Source organism: Streptomyces sp. AC602_WCS936 (assembly GCF_019049125.1).
Taxonomy (GTDB): Bacteria; Actinomycetota; Actinomycetes; order Streptomycetales; family Streptomycetaceae; genus Streptomyces.
The window spans coordinates 37,945-60,869 of sequence record NZ_JAGMUF010000023.1 but is presented as its reverse complement, the minus strand read 5'-3'; the positions used below and the strand labels follow the sequence as shown (position 1 = coordinate 60,869).

General features: G+C 68.1%; 20 protein-coding genes and 2 pseudogenes. 14 read left to right on the top strand and 8 right to left on the bottom strand.

Going from position 1 to position 22,925, the window contains the following annotated elements; genetic code table 11:
- Nucleotides 1–498 precede the first annotated feature (498 nt).
- Complete coding sequence (locus KUM03_RS11425; RefSeq protein ID WP_254399191.1) at nucleotides 499–804, bottom strand: hypothetical protein; 306 nt, start codon at nucleotides 802–804, stop codon at nucleotides 499–501.
- A 78-nt stretch (nucleotides 805–882) separates the two neighbouring features.
- Nucleotides 883–1,452, bottom strand: coding sequence for a hypothetical protein (locus tag KUM03_RS11420; protein ID WP_217246922.1), 570 nt, complete (start codon nucleotides 1,450–1,452; stop codon nucleotides 883–885).
- A gap of 394 nt (nucleotides 1,453–1,846) precedes the next feature.
- On the opposite strand from KUM03_RS11420, the gene KUM03_RS11415 reads away from it, so the two are divergent.
- Nucleotides 1,847–5,641: a DNRLRE domain-containing protein gene (locus tag KUM03_RS11415; protein WP_308406301.1), complete on the top strand. Its 3,795-nt coding sequence runs from the start codon at nucleotides 1,847–1,849 to the stop codon at nucleotides 5,639–5,641.
- Nucleotides 5,642–5,691: 50 nt separating this feature from the next.
- Here KUM03_RS11415 and KUM03_RS11410 read toward each other — a convergent pair whose 3' ends face one another.
- A complete protein-coding gene (locus tag KUM03_RS11410) occupies nucleotides 5,692–6,396 on the bottom strand; it encodes an SMI1/KNR4 family protein (RefSeq protein ID WP_217246921.1) in 705 nt (234 codons plus the stop codon).
- 958 nt (nucleotides 6,397–7,354) lie between these two features.
- On the opposite strand from KUM03_RS11410, the gene KUM03_RS11405 reads away from it, so the two are divergent.
- The 7 genes from KUM03_RS11405 (at nucleotide 7,355) to KUM03_RS11375 (ending at nucleotide 14,604) form a co-directional block, all read left to right on the top strand.
- Nucleotides 7,355–7,834 (top strand): helix-turn-helix domain-containing protein, encoded by a 480-nt coding sequence (locus tag KUM03_RS11405; protein ID WP_073732248.1) that lies wholly within the window; start codon nucleotides 7,355–7,357, stop codon nucleotides 7,832–7,834.
- On the top strand, nucleotides 7,834–8,157 hold the full coding sequence (locus KUM03_RS11400) for a helix-turn-helix domain-containing protein (RefSeq protein ID WP_073732247.1): 324 nt from the start codon (nucleotides 7,834–7,836) through the stop codon (nucleotides 8,155–8,157). Before KUM03_RS11405 ends, KUM03_RS11400 begins: the two co-directional genes overlap by 1 nt.
- Nucleotides 8,158–8,517: 360 nt before the next feature.
- Nucleotides 8,518–9,501 carry a GNAT family N-acetyltransferase gene (locus tag KUM03_RS11395; RefSeq protein WP_217246920.1) on the top strand — a complete coding sequence of 328 codons (984 nt, stop codon included), beginning with the start codon at nucleotides 8,518–8,520 and terminating at the stop codon, nucleotides 9,499–9,501.
- Nucleotides 9,502–9,837: 336 nt separating this feature from the next.
- Nucleotides 9,838–12,012 carry a DUF3289 family protein gene (locus KUM03_RS11390; protein WP_217246919.1) on the top strand — a complete coding sequence of 725 codons (2,175 nt, stop codon included), beginning with the start codon at nucleotides 9,838–9,840 and terminating at the stop codon, nucleotides 12,010–12,012.
- Nucleotides 12,013–12,025: 13 nt separating this feature from the next.
- Nucleotides 12,026–12,598, top strand: coding sequence for a hypothetical protein (locus tag KUM03_RS11385; RefSeq protein ID WP_217246918.1), 573 nt, complete (start codon nucleotides 12,026–12,028; stop codon nucleotides 12,596–12,598).
- 1,200 nt (nucleotides 12,599–13,798) lie between these two features.
- Nucleotides 13,799–14,284 (top strand): helix-turn-helix domain-containing protein, encoded by a 486-nt coding sequence (locus tag KUM03_RS11380; protein WP_019329405.1) that lies wholly within the window; start codon nucleotides 13,799–13,801, stop codon nucleotides 14,282–14,284.
- Between the two features lie 86 nt (nucleotides 14,285–14,370).
- Entirely contained in the window at nucleotides 14,371–14,604 is a 234-nt protein-coding gene (locus tag KUM03_RS11375; protein WP_238697775.1) for a hypothetical protein, read from the top strand.
- A 64-nt stretch (nucleotides 14,605–14,668) separates the two neighbouring features.
- Here the strand turns inward: KUM03_RS11375 and KUM03_RS11370 are convergent.
- From KUM03_RS11370 to KUM03_RS38855, 3 genes and pseudogenes are all read right to left on the bottom strand, one after another.
- Nucleotides 14,669–15,055 (bottom strand): annotated as a pseudogene (locus KUM03_RS11370) (transposase); the annotation flags it as partial.
- A 60-nt stretch (nucleotides 15,056–15,115) separates the two neighbouring features.
- The gene (locus tag KUM03_RS11365; protein ID WP_217246917.1) at nucleotides 15,116–15,571 is read right to left on the bottom strand and encodes a VOC family protein; all 456 of its coding nucleotides are present in this window, start codon (nucleotides 15,569–15,571) and stop codon (nucleotides 15,116–15,118) included.
- Between the two features lie 109 nt (nucleotides 15,572–15,680).
- The gene (locus KUM03_RS38855; protein WP_302185853.1) at nucleotides 15,681–15,809 is read right to left on the bottom strand and encodes a hypothetical protein; all 129 of its coding nucleotides are present in this window, start codon (nucleotides 15,807–15,809) and stop codon (nucleotides 15,681–15,683) included.
- Here KUM03_RS38855 and KUM03_RS38220 point away from each other — a divergent pair.
- The 3 genes and pseudogenes from KUM03_RS38220 to KUM03_RS11350 form a co-directional block, all read left to right on the top strand.
- Nucleotides 15,781–16,035: pseudogene (locus tag KUM03_RS38220) on the top strand (serine hydrolase); the annotation flags it as partial. The gene KUM03_RS38855 and the pseudogene KUM03_RS38220 sit on opposite strands and share 29 nt — an antisense overlap.
- 107 nt (nucleotides 16,036–16,142) lie before the next feature.
- A complete protein-coding gene (locus tag KUM03_RS38850) occupies nucleotides 16,143–16,271 on the top strand; it encodes a hypothetical protein (protein WP_302185852.1) in 129 nt (42 codons plus the stop codon).
- A gap of 368 nt (nucleotides 16,272–16,639) precedes the next feature.
- Nucleotides 16,640–17,476 carry an NAD(P)H-binding protein gene (locus KUM03_RS11350; RefSeq protein ID WP_217246916.1) on the top strand — a complete coding sequence of 279 codons (837 nt, stop codon included), beginning with the start codon at nucleotides 16,640–16,642 and terminating at the stop codon, nucleotides 17,474–17,476.
- Between the two features lie 92 nt (nucleotides 17,477–17,568).
- Here KUM03_RS11350 and KUM03_RS11345 read toward each other — a convergent pair whose 3' ends face one another.
- Nucleotides 17,569–18,099 (bottom strand): DapH/DapD/GlmU-related protein, encoded by a 531-nt coding sequence (locus KUM03_RS11345; RefSeq protein ID WP_217246924.1) that lies wholly within the window; start codon nucleotides 18,097–18,099, stop codon nucleotides 17,569–17,571.
- Nucleotides 18,100–18,214: 115 nt separating this feature from the next.
- Between KUM03_RS11345 and KUM03_RS11340 the strand changes: the two genes are divergently transcribed.
- Complete coding sequence (locus tag KUM03_RS11340) at nucleotides 18,215–19,144, top strand: LysR family transcriptional regulator (protein ID WP_217246915.1); 930 nt, start codon at nucleotides 18,215–18,217, stop codon at nucleotides 19,142–19,144.
- A 51-nt stretch (nucleotides 19,145–19,195) separates the two neighbouring features.
- Here KUM03_RS11340 and KUM03_RS11335 read toward each other — a convergent pair whose 3' ends face one another.
- The gene (locus KUM03_RS11335; protein WP_217246914.1) at nucleotides 19,196–20,275 is read right to left on the bottom strand and encodes a MerR family transcriptional regulator; all 1,080 of its coding nucleotides are present in this window, start codon (nucleotides 20,273–20,275) and stop codon (nucleotides 19,196–19,198) included.
- 290 nt (nucleotides 20,276–20,565) lie between these two features.
- Here KUM03_RS11335 and KUM03_RS11330 point away from each other — a divergent pair, with 290 nt between their 5' ends.
- Both KUM03_RS11330 and KUM03_RS11325 read left to right on the top strand, forming a co-directional pair.
- Nucleotides 20,566–21,729 (top strand): ParA family protein, encoded by a 1,164-nt coding sequence (locus KUM03_RS11330; protein WP_217246913.1) that lies wholly within the window; start codon nucleotides 20,566–20,568, stop codon nucleotides 21,727–21,729.
- Nucleotides 21,726–22,883, top strand: a complete 1,158-nt coding sequence (locus KUM03_RS11325; RefSeq protein WP_217246912.1) for a ParB/RepB/Spo0J family partition protein — start codon at nucleotides 21,726–21,728, stop codon at nucleotides 22,881–22,883. Before KUM03_RS11330 ends, KUM03_RS11325 begins: the two co-directional genes overlap by 4 nt.
- The last annotated feature ends 42 nt before the right edge of the window (nucleotides 22,884–22,925 follow it).

The following is a 22,925-nucleotide window of genomic DNA, read 5'->3' as shown; positions in this document are numbered from 1 at the left end:
GCGCCAGTGGGCTCTCCCCGCCAGGAGTGCTCGACTTCGAGAAGTGTGTGTCGGAAGGACGCTTCGTCAGCATCAGTTCCCAGGTCCAGTCACCCCGGTTGAACTCCATGACGCAACTGTAGAGGTGACCAGGTACACCGCGGCCCGAATTGCCATGTTCCCCATTTCGGGCAGCGGACGGGGACTCTCGGAAGCCTCGACATCCTGTCAGTCGAACTCCTCGCGTCGCCCAAGGGGTGGCACATCGCCTGGCGACCCAGGTCTGTCCGGGACCGTGGCGTGCCCGGCCCTATCTCTGAGCGAGCGCGTAGACGGCCCGCTGAGAGTCGATTTTGACGACGAGTCCGTCCGCGCTCAGGTCGCGCAGGATCTGCCGGACCCGCTTCTCCGCTGCCCGTTGGTCTTCCCACACGTGACCGTGGTCGCCGAGGGTCTTGATGGCGCGCTGCGGATCCCACGTGCCGCCGAGCGCGCGAATCGCCTGGGCGAGGACAGACCCTAGGGGTGATCCTTCTTGCGGTGGTTGGCGATGCTGGCAGGGGCGCCGCTGTAGTTGCAGTCGGCGCACTTCTCCCACGAGCAGTCCGGATCGGTGACGGCGGCGTGGCGGACGGAATGGTGCGAGCCGAAGCCGTGGGCGTGGAGCAGTTGGGCGACGGACCCGTCGTACTTGAGTGCCATGAGCGCTGCTTCGGCGATCTTGTCGTGGCCGGCGGCGAAGAACTTGCCCAGGCCGACGTCCTTCCCGCAGCCGCACCAGCACTTGCCGGTCGGGATGAGGCGAGGCTTCTCATTGCTTGGCATGCATCCAAGGTAGGCATCCTTGGATGCAAGACAAGGTATGAATCCAAGGGTGACGGCATCAGCCCGACGGCGGGCCGGTCACTCGTCTCGCAGCTTGGCCCGTGCCTGCTGCAGCTGCTCGACGGAGACGGCGCCGGAGTCCGGTAGACCGGCCTCGGTCCACGCGGCCTGAGCACGGGGTACGGTGCCGCCGGCGTCCTCGAGCAGGATCTTCTTGGCCAGGTTCACGGCGATGGCGCCGTCGCCCAGATCCATGAGGTGGGCGAGCATGCGCACGCTCTTGGTCGCCGAGGCCTTCTCGTTGTAGCGGAAGACCAGCACCCACCGGCCCTGCAGGCTGCGGGCCCGCTCGATGAGGTCGCGGCCGCGGTCGGTCTCCTGTTGCTCGGTGCGGATGTGCTCCGTATCCCCGGCCGGGGAGCGCAGGGTGAGCAGGCCCCGGCGGCTGGACCCCTCGATCTCGACCTTCTCCAGAAACGCCACGAACCGCGATGCGCTCTCCAGGCGGTCGATGTCCTGCGCCGCCTGCTGGGCGATCAAGTGCAGGTCGACCGTCAGAGCGTGCACTCGCCGGCCCCAGGAGGTCTCGTCGCCTACCGGGCAAGGGCCGGCGGCCTGAGCGGCTGCGATGACAAGGCTGTAGTCCACGCCTCCATCATGGCGGCCGCCGACAACGGCTTCCGCACTCCGGCCGTGTGCGGGGTCGGCCTGCCCGGTCGGGTCAACGCTTCCGCCCGACCGCTGTCTCCGCGAGGTCCACCAACGGGCTCGTCCGCAGGCTTGGGACGCCCCGCGATCTCGTGCCGGCATGTCGTCACGAAGGCCAGTGGCCCGCGCCCCGTCCACTACCCGGGACGACCAGTGTGATCACTGTCGCGTTTCAAGGCGAAGTCCCGCTCAGCCCGCCGACCCGGCTGGTGGCCGGTCAGCCGGGGCCGATAACTGCCTTTTCCCGCTGCTGCCTTGTGCCTAGTGTCCTGCGCTCGTGACACGTATTCGCACGCGTGTCTCATTTTTTCTACAGGGAAGGACATGCACTTTCGTGTCTCCATACAGACAACAAGCGCCACGGCGGCGCAGAGCGCGCCTGGCTACCGGAGTTGCGCTGCTCCTGGTCGCCGAGGCCGCGCTCATAGCGGGGGCCTCACTGCCTGTCGGCGCGGCACCTGCTGCGGAGCCCGACACCACCGAGGCGATCCAGCCGACGAAGGACGAGATCCTCGAGGCGGACATCGCGTGGGCAGCCAAGCACGCGAAGGGCTCGAAGGCATGGGCGATCACCCAGGCCCGGGAGACCGGGGAGAAGGTGGTGGTCTCCGACGAGACGACGGCCACCACCTACACCGTCGCCAACCCCGACGGCACGCTGACCACCGAACTCACCACCGGCCCCGAACGGGTGTGGCGGGACGGGAAGTGGCAGAAGGTCGACGTCACCCTCACCGCGGGCGCGGACGGCGCGGTGCGGGCAAAGAACCACCCCGAGGGGCTGCGTCTGGCCGGGAGGACCGGCAAGGCCCCGGCTTCCCTGAGCGCCGCGCAGAAGGCGGCCCCCAAGGATCTGGTCACGCTCGGCAGTGGAGAGCAGGCGGTGACCCTGCAGTGGAAGGGCGGCCTGCCGAAGCCGGAGCTGGACGGCACGACGGCCCGGTACAACGAGGCCGTGCCGGGCGCGGACGTGATCGTCGAGGCGACCCGCACCGGCTTCGAGCAGTACGTCGAGATCGCCGAGAAGCCGAGCGCCGACGGCTACTCCTACACACTGCCGGTCAAGGCCAAGGGCCTGGTCGCGAAGGCCAACAAGGACGGGTCGGTGTCCTTCACCGACGCCAAGACGGGCGTGGTGCGGGCGACGATGCCCGCGCCGGTCATGTGGGACGCCTCGGTGGACCAGCGGTCCGGGAAGCACGAGAACCGGGCCCGCGTCGGAATGGACGTAATCAACAAGGGCAACGGCGTCGTGGACCTCGTGGTCACCCCCGATGCCGCCTTCCTCGCCGACCCGGCAACGCAGTACCCCGTGACGGTCGACCCGTCGACCTCGGCCCTGGGGAACCTGTTCGACACCTACGTCCAGCGCGGCGAAACGGTCGACTGGTCCGGCGACACCGAACTCGACCTCGGCAACCCCGGTACCAAGAACGGCGACGGCACCTACCGAACGGCCCGTTCCTTCATCACCTGGAACACCGCGCCGATCGCGGACGCACTGGTGTCCAAGGCGACCCTGTCCCTGTGGAACTTCCACTCGGGCAACACCGACTGCACCGCCCAGCCGTGGGAGGTGTGGACGGCGAACAACGCCGGCACCTCCAGCCGGTGGACGAACCAGCCCGCCATGGCCGCCAAGTACGCGACCTCCACCGCAACGCGCGGCAACCCGGGCTGCACGGCAGCCGACGGATGGATCACCGCCGACGTGACCACCCTCGCCCAGTACTGGGCGGGCAAGAAGTGGGACCACGCCGGCATGGGACTGCGCGCGTCCAGCGAGTCCGACATCCACGAGTGGAAGCGCGTCAACTCGGCCAACAACGCGGCCAACCAGCCGAAACTCACCGTCACCTACAACTACCGCCCCTCGGACGGAACGAACCGGCAGGCCGGCGCACCGTTCAAGTCCTACGCCGGAGTGTGGGCGGTGAACACCACCACCCCGACCTTGCGGGACACGTTCACCGACCCGGACGGCGACCAGGTCAACGGCACCTTCCAGGTCTACGACGCCGCCACCAACACCCCCATCACCACCCCCCTCGGCGAAGGACTGCTCCTTTCGCCGTACGGGGACCAGGGCAAGTCCCTGTCCGTGACCGTGCCCGCCGGGCAGCTCAAGGACGGCCGCACGTACAAGTTCCGCACCAACGCCTACGACGGCACCCACTACAACCTCAACTGGTCCCCCTGGACCCAGTTCGTCGTCGACACCACCGCCCCCGACGAGCCGAAGAGCATCTCCTCGGCGACCTACCCGGAGAACTGGGGCGGCGGCGACAAGGGCGTCACGGGCGTATTCGACGTCGAGACCGGCGAGTCGGACGCCCGGGACGTCCAGTGGCGTATCGACCCGTACGACGACGACCCTCTCGATGCCGGCTGGCGGACAGTTCCCACCACGACGGTCACCCGTGCCGCCGCGGCAGGCAACACGGCCTCGTTCTCGCTGGCGCCGGCCGAGGTAGGCAACCACACCCTGCAGACCCGCTCCGTGGACCGCGCCGACAACGTCGGCCCGATCAAGGACTACGGGTTCACCGCGGGCAACCGCGACTACAACCGTCCGCAGGCCGTCGACATCACGCTTCCCGACCGGGACACATCGGCGCCTCAGCCGGCGCCGAGCGCCCCTCCGCAGCCGTACCCGTTCGAGGAGACCCAGCCGCAGACGATCCGCTCCGGTGATCTGACGATCAAGTTGACTCCGCAGAAGGCGCGCTCGCCCCAGGGAACCGACATGGCCGCCCGCCAGCTGTCTCCCATGGCGGACAGCCCGCCCGATCCGGTGGTGAAACAGGACTGGTGCAAGCCCAAGGTGGGGTCCACCCAGCAGTCCCTGATCACCCGCACCGAGGCGTGCGTGTACTACCGGATAGACATCAGCTGGAGCACCGAGGTCATTCCGGGTGTGGACACGACCACGTACGGTGCACAGTTCGAGCTGGCCTGGCAGGCCAAGACGGACCTGCACGGCAACGAGATCAAGACCTGGGTCCAGCTGCAGCAGATCAAGAACACCTTCCCGGACAAGGAACGGGCGGTGCTGTTCGGCGACGGCGATCCCGAGGCCTTGATCGACTCGTTCTGCTTCAGCACCGGGTGCGACGACGGCAGCCAGTCCTCCAAGAACATCGACTTCTTCGGCGACCTGTCGTGGGACGGTGGAATGAACGGCAGCACACCGAACGACAACCACATTGCCACCGGCAGCGTCACCCACACCTGGAACGGCAACACCAACCGGACCACCGGCCAGACGGACCGCGACAAGTCGATCGACATGCCGGTCTACCTCGTCATCTACCCCCAGACCGACATCGACCCGCCTCCGCTGCCCGACGGCACCAAGCGGTCCTGGGAGGACAAGCTGCCTATGCCGCTCACCCAGGCGGGGATCCAGGTGCGCTGCGACAAGGTCGCCTCCTACGGTGACCCCGGCTGCGTCCAGAAGCTCTACGTCCCCACCTACAAGTTCAACACCGCCAACTTCCCGGCCGCCGCCGCGCACGCCTGGCTCATCCAGAACAAGTCAGGGGTCACGGGCATGGGCAAGACCCGTGGCAACCCCCTGCAGTACATTCCTCCGAAGGGCCGCAACCACCTGGGCTACGCCCCGGACATCACCAGCCGCGACGCGATCTGCAGCAGGTACCGCGGGAAGAAGGCCACTGACACGGGCTGGGTGCCGGGCAAGACATTCGTCCCGCACCCCAGGACGGCGCTGTACCACACGATCCCCTTGATCGACGACGAGTTGAACTGCGACGAGTTCCCGTTCGCCTCGACCTACCAGTCCGCCGGCATGAAGATCCCCGCTGGCAAGAACCCGGCGCCCAACGGCGGCGCGGACTGCATCCAGACGGTTGCCGCCCGGACCGACGACGGCACTGAGCACCTGCTCGACGACACCCGCTACGACCCTCCTGCGTTCACCGAGAACTGCGGCCGGTCTTCCATGTCCGGCAAGGTCAACCAGGGCTCCATGAGCCCGTTCGGCAAGTTCGCCAGGCAGCTGCGCCTCATCGACGAGGACCGCTACCTGCTCGATCCGGGCAACGATTGGTTCCGGGAGTGCGACACCTCCAAGGCCGACCTCGTCTGCACGATGACCAAGCCCTGAACCCCGCACAAGAGGTGGTCCCCGCCCTCGGCGGGGACCACCCCCCGGTGTCACCGGGGCCCGCGATGGACTGTCCAGTCCTCCTCCTCCATCACCTCCGGGTCACCCCAGGCCAGCGCGCCGTCCTCCTCGTCCAGATGCGGCCACAGGTCGCTCATCTCCTCGCCGTTCGTGTCGCGCAGGCACCGGCCGGCCTCCAGGGCGGAGGCGATCTCCTCCAACCACTGCGGGAGGGTGAAAGCCGACGTGCCGACGTGGTCCAGGGCTCCGATGCTCCACGTGGCCATCCGGCCGAACGTGGCCCGCTCGGGGTCAGCATCCATGAACAGCCCGGACCACGTGTCGCCCGCCGTCACGGCCAGCGGAAGGTGGGCGCGGTCATGGCCGCCGCCTTCGCGCGTGGTCCGAACCTGCCACTTGGTGACCATCCGGTCGAGCTGGTACCAGGCGTAACCAGGAGGCAGCCAAGCGGTCTTGCGCCACTCGAGAGCGGTGACGAGAGAGCCGTCGGTGGCGTCCTGGAAGTCGTCCGTACGGGTGCCGACGGATCCGTCGTGCAGCAGGTACCAGGCACGTAACGCCGGCGGCAGCCTCAACCCGAGTTCGGTCTCGGCCGCGGTGATCTGTCTCTCGGTCGCCGCCGGACGCAGCGTCGCCAGCGAGCCGGGGGCATGCGCGGCCATCCACGTCTCGATGCGGGCCCAGGCCGCCCGCACCTGTGCAGCCGCTTCGTCTCCCACGAGGTGATCGTTCATTCCTCCAACCTACAATCGGCGGACTCTTCGATGGACCCCGCTCTTCCAGGCTCTCCTGCCACATGTATGGGCACTCCGTGGCGACTTGACGTCCGGGGAGGATGAGGCGGGGGCCGACCGGTGAAGGGGATGGCATCGGCAGCCCGGACTCCAAGGATTCGGCCATCAGCCGGATCATCTCCTCGAGACTCCTCCAACGGACCGCGGTGACCTCGTTCCCCTCGTAGTCGACCTCGATGACACTGCCGTACGTGTCGCCGGGCCGGTGGTCGATTAGGAGGCAGGGGCGGCGCCTAATTCGGAGGCCGTGCTTCCTGCGACCGGTAGCCCCCGCCCACTGATCGCGGCCCGACTGTGCTCCGGTACCCGCTGTCGTCGATGTCCCGGCCCCGAACCACATGAACACCCCAGCCACAAACCAGTCCACCACGACGTCGGGGGCGCCGACCATCCAGGCGCGCGTGTGCCACCTCAGCCACAGACCTGACCAGCCACGCCTTCCTGCTGCTATGTCAGCTGAGCCCCGATCAACCCGCGCGTCGATGACGGCTCGTGCGCGACACGCGCGAGGACCGGAGGTTCCGACGTGCGTGAGGAACTCCGATGGGCGCGAGACCTTGGGCACTTTCATGCATGAAGAGAGCGTAGCCCCGAAGACGCATCTGACCTGCGAAAACGCGCTAGACGATCCGACTCCAGGATCGGGTATGCCGATCCTGGAGTCGGGTTACCCGATTCCAGAGTCGGATCAACCCGACTCCAGGATCGGATTGATCCGACTCTGGAATCGGATCGGTTAGCTATGTGCACACACTGACCCTGTGCGCACATCGCACACCGATCCGACTGTGCAGCGGGATCACTTAGCAATGTGGTAATGCTCTTCCCGGTAAGTGATCCGTTCCCCAGAGGCTGATCGCCTACCGCCCCCATACCGACGTGCAGGGACGGCCCCCACATGGCAGAGCAGGCGCGAAAGATCCTCGCCCTGGTCGATCAGGACACGGGAGAGTTCGAGGAGGTACACCGCGCCAACTACGCGTTCGACGGGGCTCACATCAACGTGGGCATCCGCAAGGGCCGGGAACTCGCCTCGGCGGCCTCGGGCCTGACCGACCGGGAGTTTCGCGTCCTGGTCTGGTACTGGTTCGCCACGGAGACGAGCGAGGAAGCCGTCATGCGTACGGGCTCCGCCATCGCTGAGGAGCTGGGCATGAGCCCGGATGCTCTGTCGAGAGCGGTGAAGGTACTCAAGCGGGCTCGGCTGCTTGTCGAGGCGGGCGGGCTCGGGCGGACCACCTTCTACAGGTGCACGCCCTACCTTGCATTCATCGGTACCGGCTTCGCCCACCGCGAGGCCGTGAAGGACTGGAACCCTCCGGAGACCAAGGTGCGCGAGCCCCGTGTCCGTCGGCGTGGGAAGAAGGGCGAGGCCTGATGAGGATTCACGACGCGGCAGACGTGCAGTACCTGCTGAAGAAGACCGGGCGGGTCCTCAGCCCGAACCAGCGCATCGTCGTCATGCTCTACGCGTCCTCGGAGCAGCGTCCCGACGGCACGGTGATGATCAAGGCCAGCACACTGGCCGCCACGGCGGGGATGACGCCACCGGTGCTGTCCCGGACCCGGAAGGAACTGCTCGAGGCGGGGTGGCTGGAGGTGACCGGCAGTGTGGGAAGCGCCAAGCACTACCGGCTCAACCCGGCACTTTTCGAGGACCGAGGTCAGGCCGGACGTCACCTGCGAGCCGTCGGCAGCTGAAGGGGCGATGCCGTGAAGCGATCCGACTCTGGAGTCGGATCGTTTCTCCATGAGTGAAGCAGTGGGGGCCTCATGGATCTGCTGCGGCAGGCAAGTATCACGGCGTGATAATCCGGTGCCGCAGTACCCTCCAACTGAGGTGTCACGGTCACCGGGAAGACGAAAGAAGCGTGTGTCGGCGCCTCCAGCCAGCCAGAGTTCGATCCTCGTGTGACTGATTCAACGACGACGGCACCCCACCTTGTCGCCCTCGGCCGCGCCGGAGCCCGCTTCGAACGCGGCCGACTCGTCGAACGGCCAAGGACGCTCGCGGCATGAATGGGATGGCGTGTCTGCCTCACAGCCAGGGATCATCCGATCATGTCGGATGACACACCAGGACAGGACCTTCCGGCCGGCTTCGGGTTCCGGCCGTATCTCGGCGACGAAGACCACGGCCCCATGGCCGCAGTGCGGCTGGGGTGCGCTGAACCGGACCGGGTCGACGCCCGTTCCGTTGTGGAAGGGCTCCCGACCGCCGCCGAGATCGCCGAAGCCTCTGCCAAGCTGGAGGAGCCGTCCAAGAACCAGATCCTGGTGGCGTACGACGGAAGCGTCGTCGGCTACGCGACGATCCGGTGGTGGCAAGAGCGGGACGATACGTGGCTCTACCTGCACCGCGGCTACCTCTTGCCCGAGCATCGAGGCCAGGGCATCGGCTCCACCATGCTGAGCTGGGCCGAGGAGCGCATCCGCCGGCTCGTCGAACAACATGGAACGGCTCGGACGGCAGTGATCGGCGCGAACGCCATGGCCTCCGAGCAGGACGCCACGGCGCTTCTACTCGCTGCCGGTTATCGACGCGTCTTCAGTCTGGTCGAGCTGGAGCTGGGAGATCTGCGGCAGTTGCCCGAGCCGGCCGGCGAACTGCCGGCGGGGATACGGACGGGGCCGATCGGGACCAGCCACTACCGTGCGGCCTGGCGGACGGTAGTCGATTCCTATGCGGACACCGGTTTCACTCAGGATTGGCTCTTCCAGGACTTCGTCGACACCGCCGACCCGGCATGCTGGAGGGCTGCCTGGAGCGGGCAGGACATGCTCGGCGTCGCCCTCTGCTCCATCCGCCGTCACGACCACACCGTGGGCGAGGTCGAAGAGCTGAGTGTCCGAACGGACCAGCGACGCCTCGGGATCGGCCGGGCCCTGCTGCTGGACGGGCTGCGAAGCCTTCGCGAGCAGGGTGCAACGACCGCCAGGCTGTACACGGGCACGGCAAATCCGCACCGGTCCTACGACCTTTACGAGAGCGTCGGGTTCCGGCGGCAGAACGAGTACGTCCGATACCGCAAGCCTCTCGCTTGACCGACCGTCACCGGACTGTCCACAGGACGTCCGGGCGAGGCGGCTTGCCCGGCCACAGCCCGTACGCCAGGACCACCGTGCAGAGCACGGCTGAGCGCCGTGCCGACCAGGGTTGATGACGCTGACCACCGCGGCCCGCGGGCAGAGCAGGAACACAAGCGGAACAGGGCTTACCAATCTCCCGACAAACGTCTCAATCTCGCCTCCACCACACCTTGGGAACCATCCTCCACGTCTGTTAGCTTCCCCCCGTTTGGTTCCGAACTGCTGTGACACAACCGCAGCTTCGAGACAACAGGCATGTCTTCCGACATGGCTTCAGACATGGGAGGCCCCATGAACAGAAGCGCCACCGTGCCCCTCGGCGCGGCCTTGCTCCTTCTCCTCGGTACGGCCGTGCCCGCCGCCGCGGGACCCCCCGGCGACGGCGCGGCCACCGACGGGGCGACGCTCTACCGCGACAACACGGTCGACGTCTCCTACCGCCAGGTCACCCCCGGCGACGCGGCGTGGAGCCAGGTTCCGGCCGCCCTGCGCGGCGGAGCGACGGAGGGCTCGTACGTCGCCCGGCTCCAGCTCGAGAACGTCTCCGATCACCCCGTCTCCAAATGGTCGCTGACCTTCGAGCTCTCCGACCGCATCACGGACACCTCCGCCGCGAAGCTCGCCGCCCCCCAGGACGCGCGCACGACGCTCCAGGGCTTCGGCCCCACGAACACCCTCCAGCCGGGCAGGACCGAGACCGTCTGGTACCGCGCCGAGCCCGGCGCCGAGGCCGATGCCCCGACCTGGGCGTCCTTCGCCAAGCACGGCATCTCGCCGACGGAGGACACCGACGGTGACCGCCTCCCCGACGACCTGGAGGTGCGCGCCAAGCTAGACCCCAAGTCCGAGGACACCGACGGCGACGGCCTCTCCGACTTCGCCGAGCTCGGCTACCGCTTCAGCACCCCGCTCAAGGCCGACACCGACGGCGACGGCACCAAGGACGGCGCCGAGGACCCCGACGAGGACGGCCTCACGGCCGCCCGCGAGCTCGAACTCCGCACCACGCCCACCCGCGCCGACACCGACCGGGACGGCCTCGCGGACGCCCGCGAGCTGAAGCTGCGCACGGAGCCCACCAAGGCCGACACCGACGGCGACGGCGTCCAGGACGGCGAGGAGACGAGGCTCAACGCCTCCCCCCGCACCAAGAACTCCGCCTTCGACGTGACCCGCCGCGCGGACGGCGGCGCCACCGCCGCCGAGGCCACGCTCAAAGGCCTGCGCGCCAAGCAGGTCGGCGGCTTCCAGGTCACCAGGCTCCCTGCCGAGCAGCGGGAGTTCCCGGAGTCCACTCCGGGCTACCTCGGCAACGGCTTCCAGGTCTCCGCCCCCGCGGACCGCACCGCAAGGCTCACCTTCCGCCTCGACCCCGACCGTACGGAGGGCACCGCACCGGCCCTCTACCGCTACGACGAGAAGGCCCGCCACCTCGTCAAGCAGTCGGGCCAGCAGCGCAGCGGCAACACGATCACGGCCACCGCCACGGCCGACGGCTCCGCCAAGTACGTCGTCCTCGACAGCCACGCCTTCGACAAGGCAGGTCCCCAGGCCCCCGGCAAGCGAATCCTCTCCGACGGCCCCGGCGCCAGCGGAGACTCGGGTGACCTGGTCGAGCCGCCCCCGACCGACATGCTGATCCACCAGTCGTCCTTCCGCGAGGGCCGCCGCAAGGCCCCCGACCCCCAGCACCCGCCCGTCCCGGCCGACCCGCGCGTCGCCGACGACCTCACCTTCAACGACTACAACTTCGACGAACTCACCGACCTCAGCTGGGAGTTCTGGGTCGCCCGCATCACGCCGGAGTCCTGGATGTGGGCCGAGTTCAACGACATCATGAACTTCGGCAAGCTCGGCGCCGACGCCGACTACGCCCAGTCCGTCGACGACCTCCGCAACGCCTTCCGCTACGGCCGCGGCGGCCAGAGCGCGGGCACGGTCACCATCGACGACAACTTCGACCCCGGCCGCTTCCTCTACCGCGGCTCCGGCACGGCCCTCTCCCGCGCCGTCGGCGACTCACCGCAGGAGAAGGCGTACACCGACAAGGCCATCCAGATCATCAAGCAGTCCCTCATCGACAACAAGGGCCGCACCGATCAGCTCAAGGTCCAGGAGGACCTCTCCAAGAACTTCCTCTTCCAGGAGTTCCTCCGCCAGGACCTGAAGTACCCGGTGTACGACTTCTCGCTCTGGGACGCCAACCAGCGCGCCCTCTCCATCGCGATCCACCAGTTCCACGGCCACACGATCGCGCTGAAGGACTACAAGGTCGAGGGCAACTCCTTCTCCGGCAAGCTCGTCTTCCACTCCTACGACCACTTCGGTCTCGACCCGGACGACGAGATCACGGAGTACGGCTTCATCGACTGGTTTACGCTCCAGCACTATGACCGGTTCGACGGGAAGTACCCCCCGGCGATCGCGCAGGCGGATATCGAGATCCCCATCAGCGGCACGTTCTGACCTCGCCGACCTGATGCCCCACAGGCGCTCACCGGGCCGGGTCCTGGCCGTCACGCTGCTCGTCGTGACGGCCGGGTACCTGGCCTGGCGGGTCGCCGTCCTCGCGGGCCTGGAGGACCACTTCGGCAGCGGCCTCGACGAGCAGCGCTTCAACCGGCTGGAGCAGGAGTACGACCGCCGCGAGGACGCCTTCGCCCGGGCCGACGCCCGGATGCGGAAGCTGATCGCGGAACACCCCCGCGCCGAACGCATCGACTGGAGCGGGTACCGCACCTGCGTCCGCGAGCCCGGCCGCCCCTCCGACACGTGCACGACGACGCCCCCGCGCGCCCAGAAGGTGTACGACGCCCTCTGGGGCGTCAGCGTGATCCTCTACCAGTCCAAGGACGAGGGCCGCACCTTCTACCGCTTCTACCACGAGGACCCCCCGCGCTACACGATCATGAGCGCCCCCGAGGACACCGCGGAGGAGGCCGAGGAGTACGCGGCCGCCCACGGCTTCCGCTCCACCCGCCCCCTCGGACCTGGCTGGACGATCCTCGGCCCGATCGACGACATCGGCCGCGAGGAGAAGCAGTTCCCGTAGGAGGGCTCGCGGAACGCTTCGCCGGAAAGCAGCAGGGAAGCAGCAGGCGCGAGACAGCTCACGATCAGCCATGGACGCTTGGCCAACGTCGCACCCACGAACGCCCAACGGCTCCGGGGACTATCCCCCATTGATCCCATGGCCAGACCCTAGCCTCCGCGGGGACCAACATCCCCGAGGGACAGCCAGCGGCAGGGCGAGGCCGCCCCAGCGGTTCTGGAAGGCAGCAGCGCGGTCGATCGCCGCGGCAGGATCTCGAGCCCGAGCCATGCGACGCGGTGCCGTCCGGCATCCCGCCGGTAGACGCGGACGCCTTCCGCCTCGATGAACCGCTGGGCTCTGCGGCTCAGGCCTGCGAGCGCGACCGGGACTGGCGATTCACGCCTCGGCGAAAGCTGAATCCCACACGGCAGGGGCCTCGGCCGTGTAGTTCATCGGCAGCTACGGGTGATGGGCCCCGCAGCACCCGCACGTGAGCCCCGTACCGCTGGTCATGGGCCGGGAGCCTGGCGACGGACTCTGAAAGTACCCCGGGCGGGTTTTCCCGACTGCCACCTTGCCTTGCCGACTATCGCGCTCAGATGCCCTCAACCAGCGAAAGCCCGCCAAGGCGATACCTGCAGACTCCCGAGCCGGCGCGCGTATGCCTGCGAACCCACCCCGGACCTCCGCCACGCTGTGTAACTGCTGAGGTCGGTAAGTGTCACCAGACTGAGGAGAACCTACGGCCAGAGGGGCAGCCCGAGGAACGGAGCGCTTGCGCGAGTACCGCAGGGCCTCCCGTACGGCGGGTTCCTTTGCCGGGGTCCTTTCCCTGTATGGAGAGTGCGTAGCCTCCGCGATGCTCTGACCTGCGAAAACACCCGGTAGATCGGTACCGAGGGATGCCGATATCGGCATCCTGGGATGCTCATATCGGCACTCTGAGATGCCGATATGAGCACACTAGGATGCCGATACATGTCGCCAGTGGTCATGTCGTCAGTGGTCATCGAGGGAACTGGGCGGTTCTTTCGACGACCTATGGCGACATGACGCAGTAGGTCGTCGAAGGAACCTCAGGATTCCTTCGACGACCCTCGGCGACATGTCGGTGCGGGTATGTGAAGGAAACGCCGGGTTCCTTCGGTTACCCCAGACGACATGTCGCCAGTGGTAATGTCGCGGTTGTCAGAGACAAGCCCAGGTCAGGGGTCGCAAGTGCCAAATCAGGGCCGCAGTGGACGCAGCCGTGCGCTGGTCAACACCGCGACTGGTGAGGTCCACGAGCTGCTGGAGCCAGAGGACGAGGGCGCCCCACGCCGGTCCTACGCCTTCGGCGGACGGCACGGGCAGTTCAGCTTCGAACGAGTCCTCGCCATGCTCGCGGCTGATTCAGGAATCACCGGCAACGAGTTTCGGCTCTTCTTCTACTGCGGGATCATGACGTACAACGGGAAGGGTGGTGCCACAGCAGTGGAGGCCGCCGACTTCCTCGGACTGACCCCGCAGGCGACGAGGAGGATGGCGAAGAAGCTCGCCGAGCACAAGATGCTCCTGGTGGCCGATGTGATCGGCCGGACCATCAAGTACCGGGTGACTCCGCACATCGTCTCCAGTCTCTCCGGACGGGAACAATCCGAAGAGGCAGCCGCCTACCACCTGCCGACCCTGCCGGGCCGTCCGGCGCAGCGACGAAGGGCCTGACCATGGCACGCAACAGTCCATACCCAGAGCTCGAAGCCCTGCAGGCGCGCATAAGCGATCTCTCTCACCTGAAGCAGAACGTACTGATGACCTACGCGATCCTGGGCGGCCTGGACAACAGCGTCGAGCGCACCGCGGCCGAGCTGGCCGAGCTGATCGGCGTACCCGCACCGCACTTCTCCCGGGCGCGGCGCGAGCTCGAGGCGGCCGGCTACCTGGAGTGCACGCACACCATGGGGCAGGTGAAGTTCTTCCGCCTGGGCGAAGCAGCGACTGCGCGGCAGGTCGTCGTCCCCCTGCTGAACCGACCGACCGGCTGAGCAAGCACACCAGTCGGGAGAGGCGCGAGAGACTCAACGGTCTCTCGCGCCTCTCTCGTCATTCGGACTGTGCGCGGCCGTGTACGTGGCAGAACAGCCGGTCCGCCGAGCACGGCGCGTCCGAGCGAAGCCACGGGGACACATCGACCGTCAGGACCAGGCGCTCGCCGTCGAACCGCGGCAGCGGCAACCCGGTCAGCACCGTCCGCAGCCGTTCGGTGTCGATCCGGCCGTGGTTCGAGCCGCCGTACATCGCTCCATGCCCACGTCGATGTTCGGGCAGCAGCGTCAGGTCCACCGAAGATTCACCGCCCCGTCCGCACACAGCACCGCGTCCGCCAGCTCGGACAACTCGTCGCGCCGGGCGCTCAGACACTCGTAGAATTCTCCCCGGAAGCGTGACGCTTCCGCGAACGCTTCCCCCCCGGACAGCATCAGGCAGCGGACTCACTCTCACGGCCTTCGGCCGCGTTCGGTACAACGTTCGAGGGTCGGACCGTGCAGCACAAACTCAAGTTCCGGTGGGCTCGTCGATGACGGGCATGGGCTCCCCATCCGGATGCCACCTGTTGAGGAACGCGGCCTGTCGGCTGACGTCGACGAGTTCGATGCGTGCGCCAATGCTGTCCATGCGGTGATAGGCGAACGGTCGGCCGTAGGGACAGCCGGAGAAGTCCACGGGAACCCCCTCTCTGTCCAGGCGCCGGGACCCCCGCTCAACATCGCTGGACCAGAAGCCGATGTGATCGAACCTGGCTCCCGCCGACGCGTCCCAGGGAGAGCCTTCTGGACCCTCGATGAGCTCGATGAAGGGTGGCCCGCCCGTGGTGAAGGCGATGCGGTACTCCCACTCGCCAAGCCGGTCGGACAGCGGATCACTCCACTCAACCCCAGCCGAGCGTTGCAGGTCCCGCATCGCTCGCCAGATGTCCGGGACCGCGAAACACACGTGGTAGAAAGCAGTCATCCCCCATGATGAAACACAGCAGCCCAGAGGCACAGGAGATAATCCCCGGCTCTGAGCAGTACTGGGCCTGATGCTGCCATCGTGTCCCAGGGTGCCGCCCTGCGGATCTCTAACCGAGCTGGGCGCGTCGGCAGGTTCCGGCGAAGACGCGGCCGAGTTGGTCGTCCAGCGCGGCGAGGATCGCCGGCTTCGGTGCGCCGTCGGGGTCGATGTGCGTGTGCAGGGCGAGTCCTTTCAACACCAACTACCTGCTGCTCGACCTGATCGTCGAACGGATCACCGACCGCGACCTGCGCACCAACCTGGAACGCCGCATCTTCGCCCCCCTCGGGCTGCGCGACACCTCGTACCCGCTGGCGCGGACCACCATCGACGGGGCCCATGTACACGGCTACGCGGACATCTCGTTCCTGTTGCCGAACGCGCCGGACGCCGACCGGTTCGACATCACCGCGTTCAGCCCGTCGGAGGCCGGCGCATCGGGCGCCCTCGTCTCGACCGCGGCCGACATCGCACGCTTCTACCGGCCCTGCTGCAAGGACGCCTCCTGCCCCCAGACATGCTTCGCCGGATGCTCACCGACACGATCCCCACAACCGGCAGCGCCCCGCCCGCTGTCGCCTACGGCCTGGGTATCTACGTCTACGCCACCAGCTGCGGCTGTGCGTACGGCCACGGCGGCAGCGCACCCGGTTCCTGACCTATGTCCTCAACAGCCGCGACGGGCGCGACCAACTCGTCGCCCACACCAACTGGAACTCGTTCGCCGACACCGAGATCGATGAGGACTTCTGGGATTCCTTCCAGCAGGGTTACTGCGGAAGGCCTGGGTAGGACACCACGCCAGCCGATCCGACTCCAGAGTCGGATCGTTTCTCCGCGTGCGAATCAGAGGAGCGTCACGGATCAGCCGCGGCACGCGATTATCACGCCGTGATAATCCCGACCGGACGCTGCTGAAGCAGGCACCGTGCCAGCGATCTCCTTGACCTCAAGCATGGTTGAAGTTCTAGCGTCTTCTTCGGCTCATCACCTGACGGCCGATCACCTGACGACTGGAGAAGACGCGTGATTCTCGTAACGGGCGCCACCGGGAACATAGGAAGTGCTCTGCTCGATGAGCTGCACGCGTGCGGTGCCGGGCCGCTGCGGGGGCTCACCCGTGACGCCGCGCGGGTCTCGTTCCCCGAAGGGGTGGAGGTGAGCGAGGGGGACTTCGCCGACATGGCTTCCCTGAAGTCCGCGCTGGACGGAGTGCGCTCGCTGTTTCTCGTGTCGCGGATGGGCTCCGATGCCGACATCCTCGACGCCGCCCGGCAGGCGGCTGTCGAGCATGTGGTGCTCGTGTCCTCCATCACCGTCCAGACGCATCCGGATCTGGGCCCTGCCCGCGAGAACCTGGCTGTCGAGCGGCTGCTCAAGGACAGCGGCATGGCCTGGACGGTTCTGCGGCCGACGCAGTTCGCCTCGAATGCCCTGTGGTGGGCGGAGTCGATCCGTGCGCACCAAGCGGTCCGTGTGCCGTACGCGGACACCGGGCTGCCCACGATTCACCCTGCGGACATCGCGGCCGTGGCGCGCGTGGCTTTGACCGAGCCCGGCGGTCACCAGGGGCGGACGTATGCGCTGACCGGCCCGGAGCGTGTGACGGCCCGGCAACAGGTGGAGGCCATCGCGGCGGCCTTGGGGCGGGAGGTGCCGTTCGCGGAGATCAGCCGGGCGGAGGCCCACCGGCACATGTCGACGTTCTTGGGAGCCGAGGCCGCGGACGCGGTGCTGGACCTGACGGGCGGGGACGTCAACGACGAACTGCTGACGGTGCGCGACACGGTCTCAAGGGTCACCGGAACCGCCGCCAGGCCGTTCCGCCAGTGGGTTCTGGAGAATGTCGCCGCCTTCCGCTGAGCAGCCCCTCCCCGAGCCACGTTCATGCGTACTCGCAGGGGGTGGCCGAGGTGGCCGGGGTGGCCGGCTGTCGGGGTAGATGACGTCTCTGGTCAGCAGTCGATGCCCTTGACCACCCGGGCGGGCACGCCCGCGACCAGGGTGCCGGCCGGCACGTCACCGGTGACGACCGCACCGGCGGCCACGACCGCTCCGGCGCCGATGGTCACACCCTGCGTGACCACAGCGGCCGCGCCGATCCAGACGTCGTCCTCGATCACGATCGGGGCGCTGGTGACGTACGCGCGCCGCTCTGCCAGGGGCAGCGGGTGGCCGCCGGTGATGAGGCTGACCTTCGGGGCGATCATGACGTTGTCGCCGATGCTGATGCCGCCGTGGTCCATGAAGGTGCAGCCTTGGTTGACGAAGACGTTCGTCCCGAACTTCGTGCCCAGGCCGTACTCGGTGAAGAAGGGCGGGTAGATCGTCACCGACTCCGGCAGCGGACCGCCGAACACAACCGCCAGTAGTTCGTCGCGGCCCTCGGTGTCGCTGAACGGCAGCACGTTCAGCCGAGAGGTCGCGTCGGTGACCTGCGCGATCCGCTCGGCATAGCGCGCGAACCCGGGGGTGCGGACGTACATGACCTGTTCCGTGCGTGTGGACATGCGTTGATCCCAGCACTTGGGCGAAGGCCCGATCAAACAACCTCCGCCCCGACCAGCCACAACCGTCAGTTGTGTTCGTAGGGTGGGTGGTGTGGACATCGAAGCGCTGCGCACCCTCGTGGCCGTCGCTGAGGCCGGACAGTTCCAGACCGCGGCCGACGAGCTCGGGATCAGCCAGCAGGCGGTCTCCAAGCGGATCATGGGCCTGGAGAAGAGCCTCGGCGTCGCACTGCTGGTGCGCACCTCTCACGGCTCCCGGCTGAGCCTGGACGGGCAGGTCTTCCTGCCGCACGCCAAGAAGGTCCTGGCCGCGCTCGAAGAGGCGGAACAGGCCGTACGTCCCGGGAGCCGCCCCCTGCGCGTGGACGTCCTCAACCGGCGTATCGCACCGGCCCAGGCCGTCTACCGCTTCTACCGCTCCCGCCCCGGGGCCGGCCTGGATACTGTCACTCTCGGCGAGGAGAACGCAGCGGGGGCCGCCCGGGCCGTGCTCGAAGGAACCGTCGACGTCTCCTTCCGTGCCCTGCCCGCGGAACAGGTCCCGGCCGGGATCAGAGCCGAACGCCTCCTGGACGAGCCGCTGGAGCTCCTGGTCGGACCCGGTCATCCGTCGGCGGGCAAGGAGTGGGTCCGGCCCGCGGACCTGGCCGGTCACCGCATTTGGATCCCCGGCATCAGGACCGGCACGGAGTGGGAGCGGTTCTACCGGTCGCTGTCGGAGGCATTCGGTCTGAGCATCGACGCACTCGGCCCCAACTTCGGCGACGAGGCCCTCATGGACGCTCTGGCCGACTCGGGTTCGCTGGCGACCCTGGTGGGCAGTGGGGACCGGTATCTGTGGCCGGAGAGCTATGGCCTGAGGCGTATCCCGCTGCGCGAGCCGACGCCGGTCTACCCGCACGCGCTGCTCACGCGCACCGACCAGCAGCATCCCGTGCTGACCGAACTGCGCGAGCACTTGCGAGCCTCGGCACCCCGCACCACCGGCGATGTGTGGGCTCCGGACTGGGCGGCCTGCTGACCGACCCCCGGTACGACTACGACTACGACTCGTGGGGCATGCCGCTCGCTGCTACTGCTCCAGTTCCATGACGTCGGCGACCACGCAGCTGACGTTGTCGGGGCCGCCGGAGCCGTTGGCGAGGGCGATGAGCTCGCGGACCGCCTGCTCGGGCTCGCTGACATCGGAGAGCACGCGGCGAACCTCCTCGGTCGGCACGACGGTGGACAGGCCGTCGGAGCAGAGCAGGTAGCGGTCTCCCTGCCGGGCGTCGTGCAGGCGTATGTCGGGTGTGGCGTCGGCTCCTTGGCCCAGGGCGCGTATCAGCAGGGACCGCTGGGGGTGGGAGGCGGCTTCCTCCGGGCCGATGCGCCCTTCGTCGACCATCGACTGCACCAGCGTGTGGTCGTGGGTGATCTGGAACAGCTCTCCGTCCCGCAGGAGGTGGACGCGGGAGTCGCCGATGTGGACGAGGGCCAGCTGCGATCCGGTCCAGAGCATCGCGGTGAGTGTGGTCCCGGCGTCGTCGGAGGAAGGGCCGTCTCCGGAGACGCCGTGCACGGCCTGCTTCGCCTGGTCGATCGCGTCTTCGAGGGCGTTGAGGAGATCGCCCGCCGGGATGCTGTCGGTTTCGAGGGTCTTGAGCGCGTTGACGGCGGCGGCGCTGGCGGGGGCGCCTCCGCTGCCGAATCCGTCGGCGACGGCGAGCAGGCGGTCCCCCGCGTAGGCGGTGTCCTGGTTGCTCTCGCGGACACGGCCGGTGTCGGAAAGCGCGGCGTAACGGATGGCCAGGGGCTTGGCGGTCGGGGACATGGCGGGGTCCTTCCAGGAGAGGTGGTCGATGAGGAAGGTGGCCAGGTCCCGCCGTGCGGCGGTGTCGGCTTCGACCTGGGCCCAGAACGCACGGACCTCCTCGGCCGCCGGGCCCGCCTCCAGGGCGCAGACCTGCCGGATGCGGGCGAGAGGCATCCCGAGCCGCCGGAGCCAGGCGACCAGCCGGGCCTGTTCCAGTTGCTCCGGTGCGTAGCGGCGGTAACCGGTCACCGGGTCGACGCGAGCGGGAGTCAGCAGGCCCAACTCGTCGTAGAGACGCAGCGCCTTCGGAGACAGCCGGGACGCCTTCGCGAACGTCCCGATGGTCAGCAACTCCATGCCCGTGCCCTCCTCATGCCGGACACGCCGCCGGCCCCCTGATGCTGCGGGCTCCCCCAAGGTGAAGGTCAACCAAGGGCTCCGGGTGTCCCGTCTGATGGTCTGACCAGGACCGAGCCGTATACGCGTGACGGCGAGCGAGACTGCCTGCACATCGCAGAGACATGGTCCCGGCGGAGCCGACAATTATCACGGCGTGATAATCCGGCCCGGACGCCCAACGGGTGAAACCACGTCAGAACTTGCAAAGCGGTTGTCATCACGCCAACAGAAGTCAGTATGCTGACGTCATGGCTTCCCCCTACCCCGACGGAGACCGGGAAAAGGTAGCGTCCAAGCTGCCCTCGGCGCTCCAGCAAGCGCTCAAGGTCCGCGCCGCCGAACTCAGCCTGGACATCCAGGACGCCGTCGAGGCGGCCATCAACGACTGGCGCGACAGCACCACCGGCGGCGCCGAGGTCGACACCGCCGGTGCGCGGTCGTTCTCGACGTGGCTTCCGCCAGGCCTGTACGAGCAGTTCAAGGAGACGTGCACCGACCGCGGCGTCTCCTACACCCAGGGCCTCGCCCAGTCGGTCCGCGGCTGGCTCGACGCCAACCCCTCCCCCCAGCACGGCGCCCGCGGCACCGAACCCGAACGGAAGATCGTCGGCAACCAGAAGGGCGGGGTCGGCAAGACCGCCATCTCCGCCGGCATCGGCGAGGCCTACGCCGAGGCGGGCAAGCGCGTCCTCATCGTCGACTTCGACCCGCAGGGCCACCTCAGCGAACAGCTCGGAGTCCCCCAGATCGAACCCGACCACGACAGCCTGGTCTCGCACATGTGCGGCGACGGCAGCGGAGACCTGCGCGATCTCGTCGTGGAGATAAAGGATCCGCGGTTCGAGAAGCGCCTGCACGTACTGCCCGCCTGCTTCGACGGGTTCCTCCTCGACGCCAAGATCGCCGTCGTGGCCACGCAGAAGCGCGGCTTCCAGAAGGAGGCCGCCCTCGAGCTGGCGCTGCGCCCGCTGGAGGCCGACTACGACGTGATCATCGTCGACTGCCCGCCCAGCCTCGGCATCGCCATGGACGCCGCCCTCTACTACGGGCGCCGGCGCCGAGGCGAAGCCGCCGGTGGCTCCGGCGTCGTCATCCCCGTACTCGCCGAGGACTCCTCCGCCACCGCCTACGGCATGCTCGCCCAGCAGATCGAGGACCTCTGCGAAGACCTCTCCCTCGAGATCGACTACCTCGGCCTGGTCGTCAACCTCTACGACTCCCGCCGCGGTTACGTCGCCACATCCTCCCTGGACAACTGGAAGTCGCTCGGCGACCCGAAGGTCCTCGCCGTCATCGGCGACCTGAAGGAACAGCGGGAAGCGGTCCGCAAGCGGATGCCGCTGCTGAGCTACGCGCCACAGAGCGACCAGGCGGAAGCCATGCGGCAGGTAGCGAGGGGAGCCACCCGGTGAGCAAGGCGGACACCCTGGGATCGGCCCCCGCGTTCGGCGCGGCCCGCGGCGCCCGGTCCTCCCGGCGCAACCTCATCGACAAGACCATCGCCGGAGAGGAGTCGACCACGGCGGCCATCACGGAGCTGCCGGTCACCCTCATCAGCGACAACCCCGACAACCCGCGCAACCACCTGCGCAACCTCGACGAGACGGTGCAGAGCGTCCGCGAGGTCGGCATCATCATCCCCATCGCCGTCGCCACGGTCGACGCCTACCTGCGCAGCCGGCCGGACCGCGCCGGCGACCTCGACGACGGCGCGAAGTACATCGTCGTCGACGGCCACCGGCGCCTGGAGGCCGCCCGCCGCGTCGGCCTGGCCACCATCCCCGTCCGCGTCGACAACGGCCGGGTCGCCACCGACGAGGCGCTTCTCGAGGCCGCGTTCGTCGCGAACTACCACCGCGACGACATGACGGACCTGGAGGAGGCCCACGCCCTCGAGACGCTGGTCGACTACTACGGTTCCCAGACCAAGGCAGCCAAGCGGCTGGGCATCCCGCAGAACACGATCTCCAGCAAGCTGTCCCTGCTGAAGCTCACTCCAGAGCTCCAGAAGGACCTGGTGACCGGTGCGCGGAAGGTGGAACACGTCCGCAACCTCGGCAAGTTGTCCGCCGAGGAGCAGAAGGCCAAGGCGGACGAACGGGCGGAGGCGGCCCGCGCCAAGGCGGAGGCCCAGGCGGCGCGGGAGGCCGTCGAGCGTTCAGCGGGCCCCGCCGATTATCACGGCGTGATAATCCCGGAGACGCCCGCCGAGCAGGTCGCCCCCTCTCCTTCCGCTTCGCCGGTTACCGCGTCGGCCGCGTCGCAGGCACCAGCGCCTGGGCCCAGCGCACCGACAGCGCCCGCCGAGCGTGAGCAGACGGCTTCCGAGTCCATCCCGGTACCGCGTGCCGGCGCGGCGGAGCCCGGCCAGGCGAACGCGGAAGAGGCGCAGCCGAAGCAGCCGAAGCGGCTCCCCTACGACGACGCCTTCTACTGCGTGCACCATCTCCACCAGAAGATGACGGCCGAGACGTTCGTCCAAGGGGCCCGGGTGTGGATGGACATCCTGCGGGAGCAGCACCCGGACGAGTACAAGGCCCTGCTGGCCGAGCTGGGAGCCCGGTAGCGGACCAGCAGTCGCCCCACGGCCCCGTTCGCCTTCCTCGTG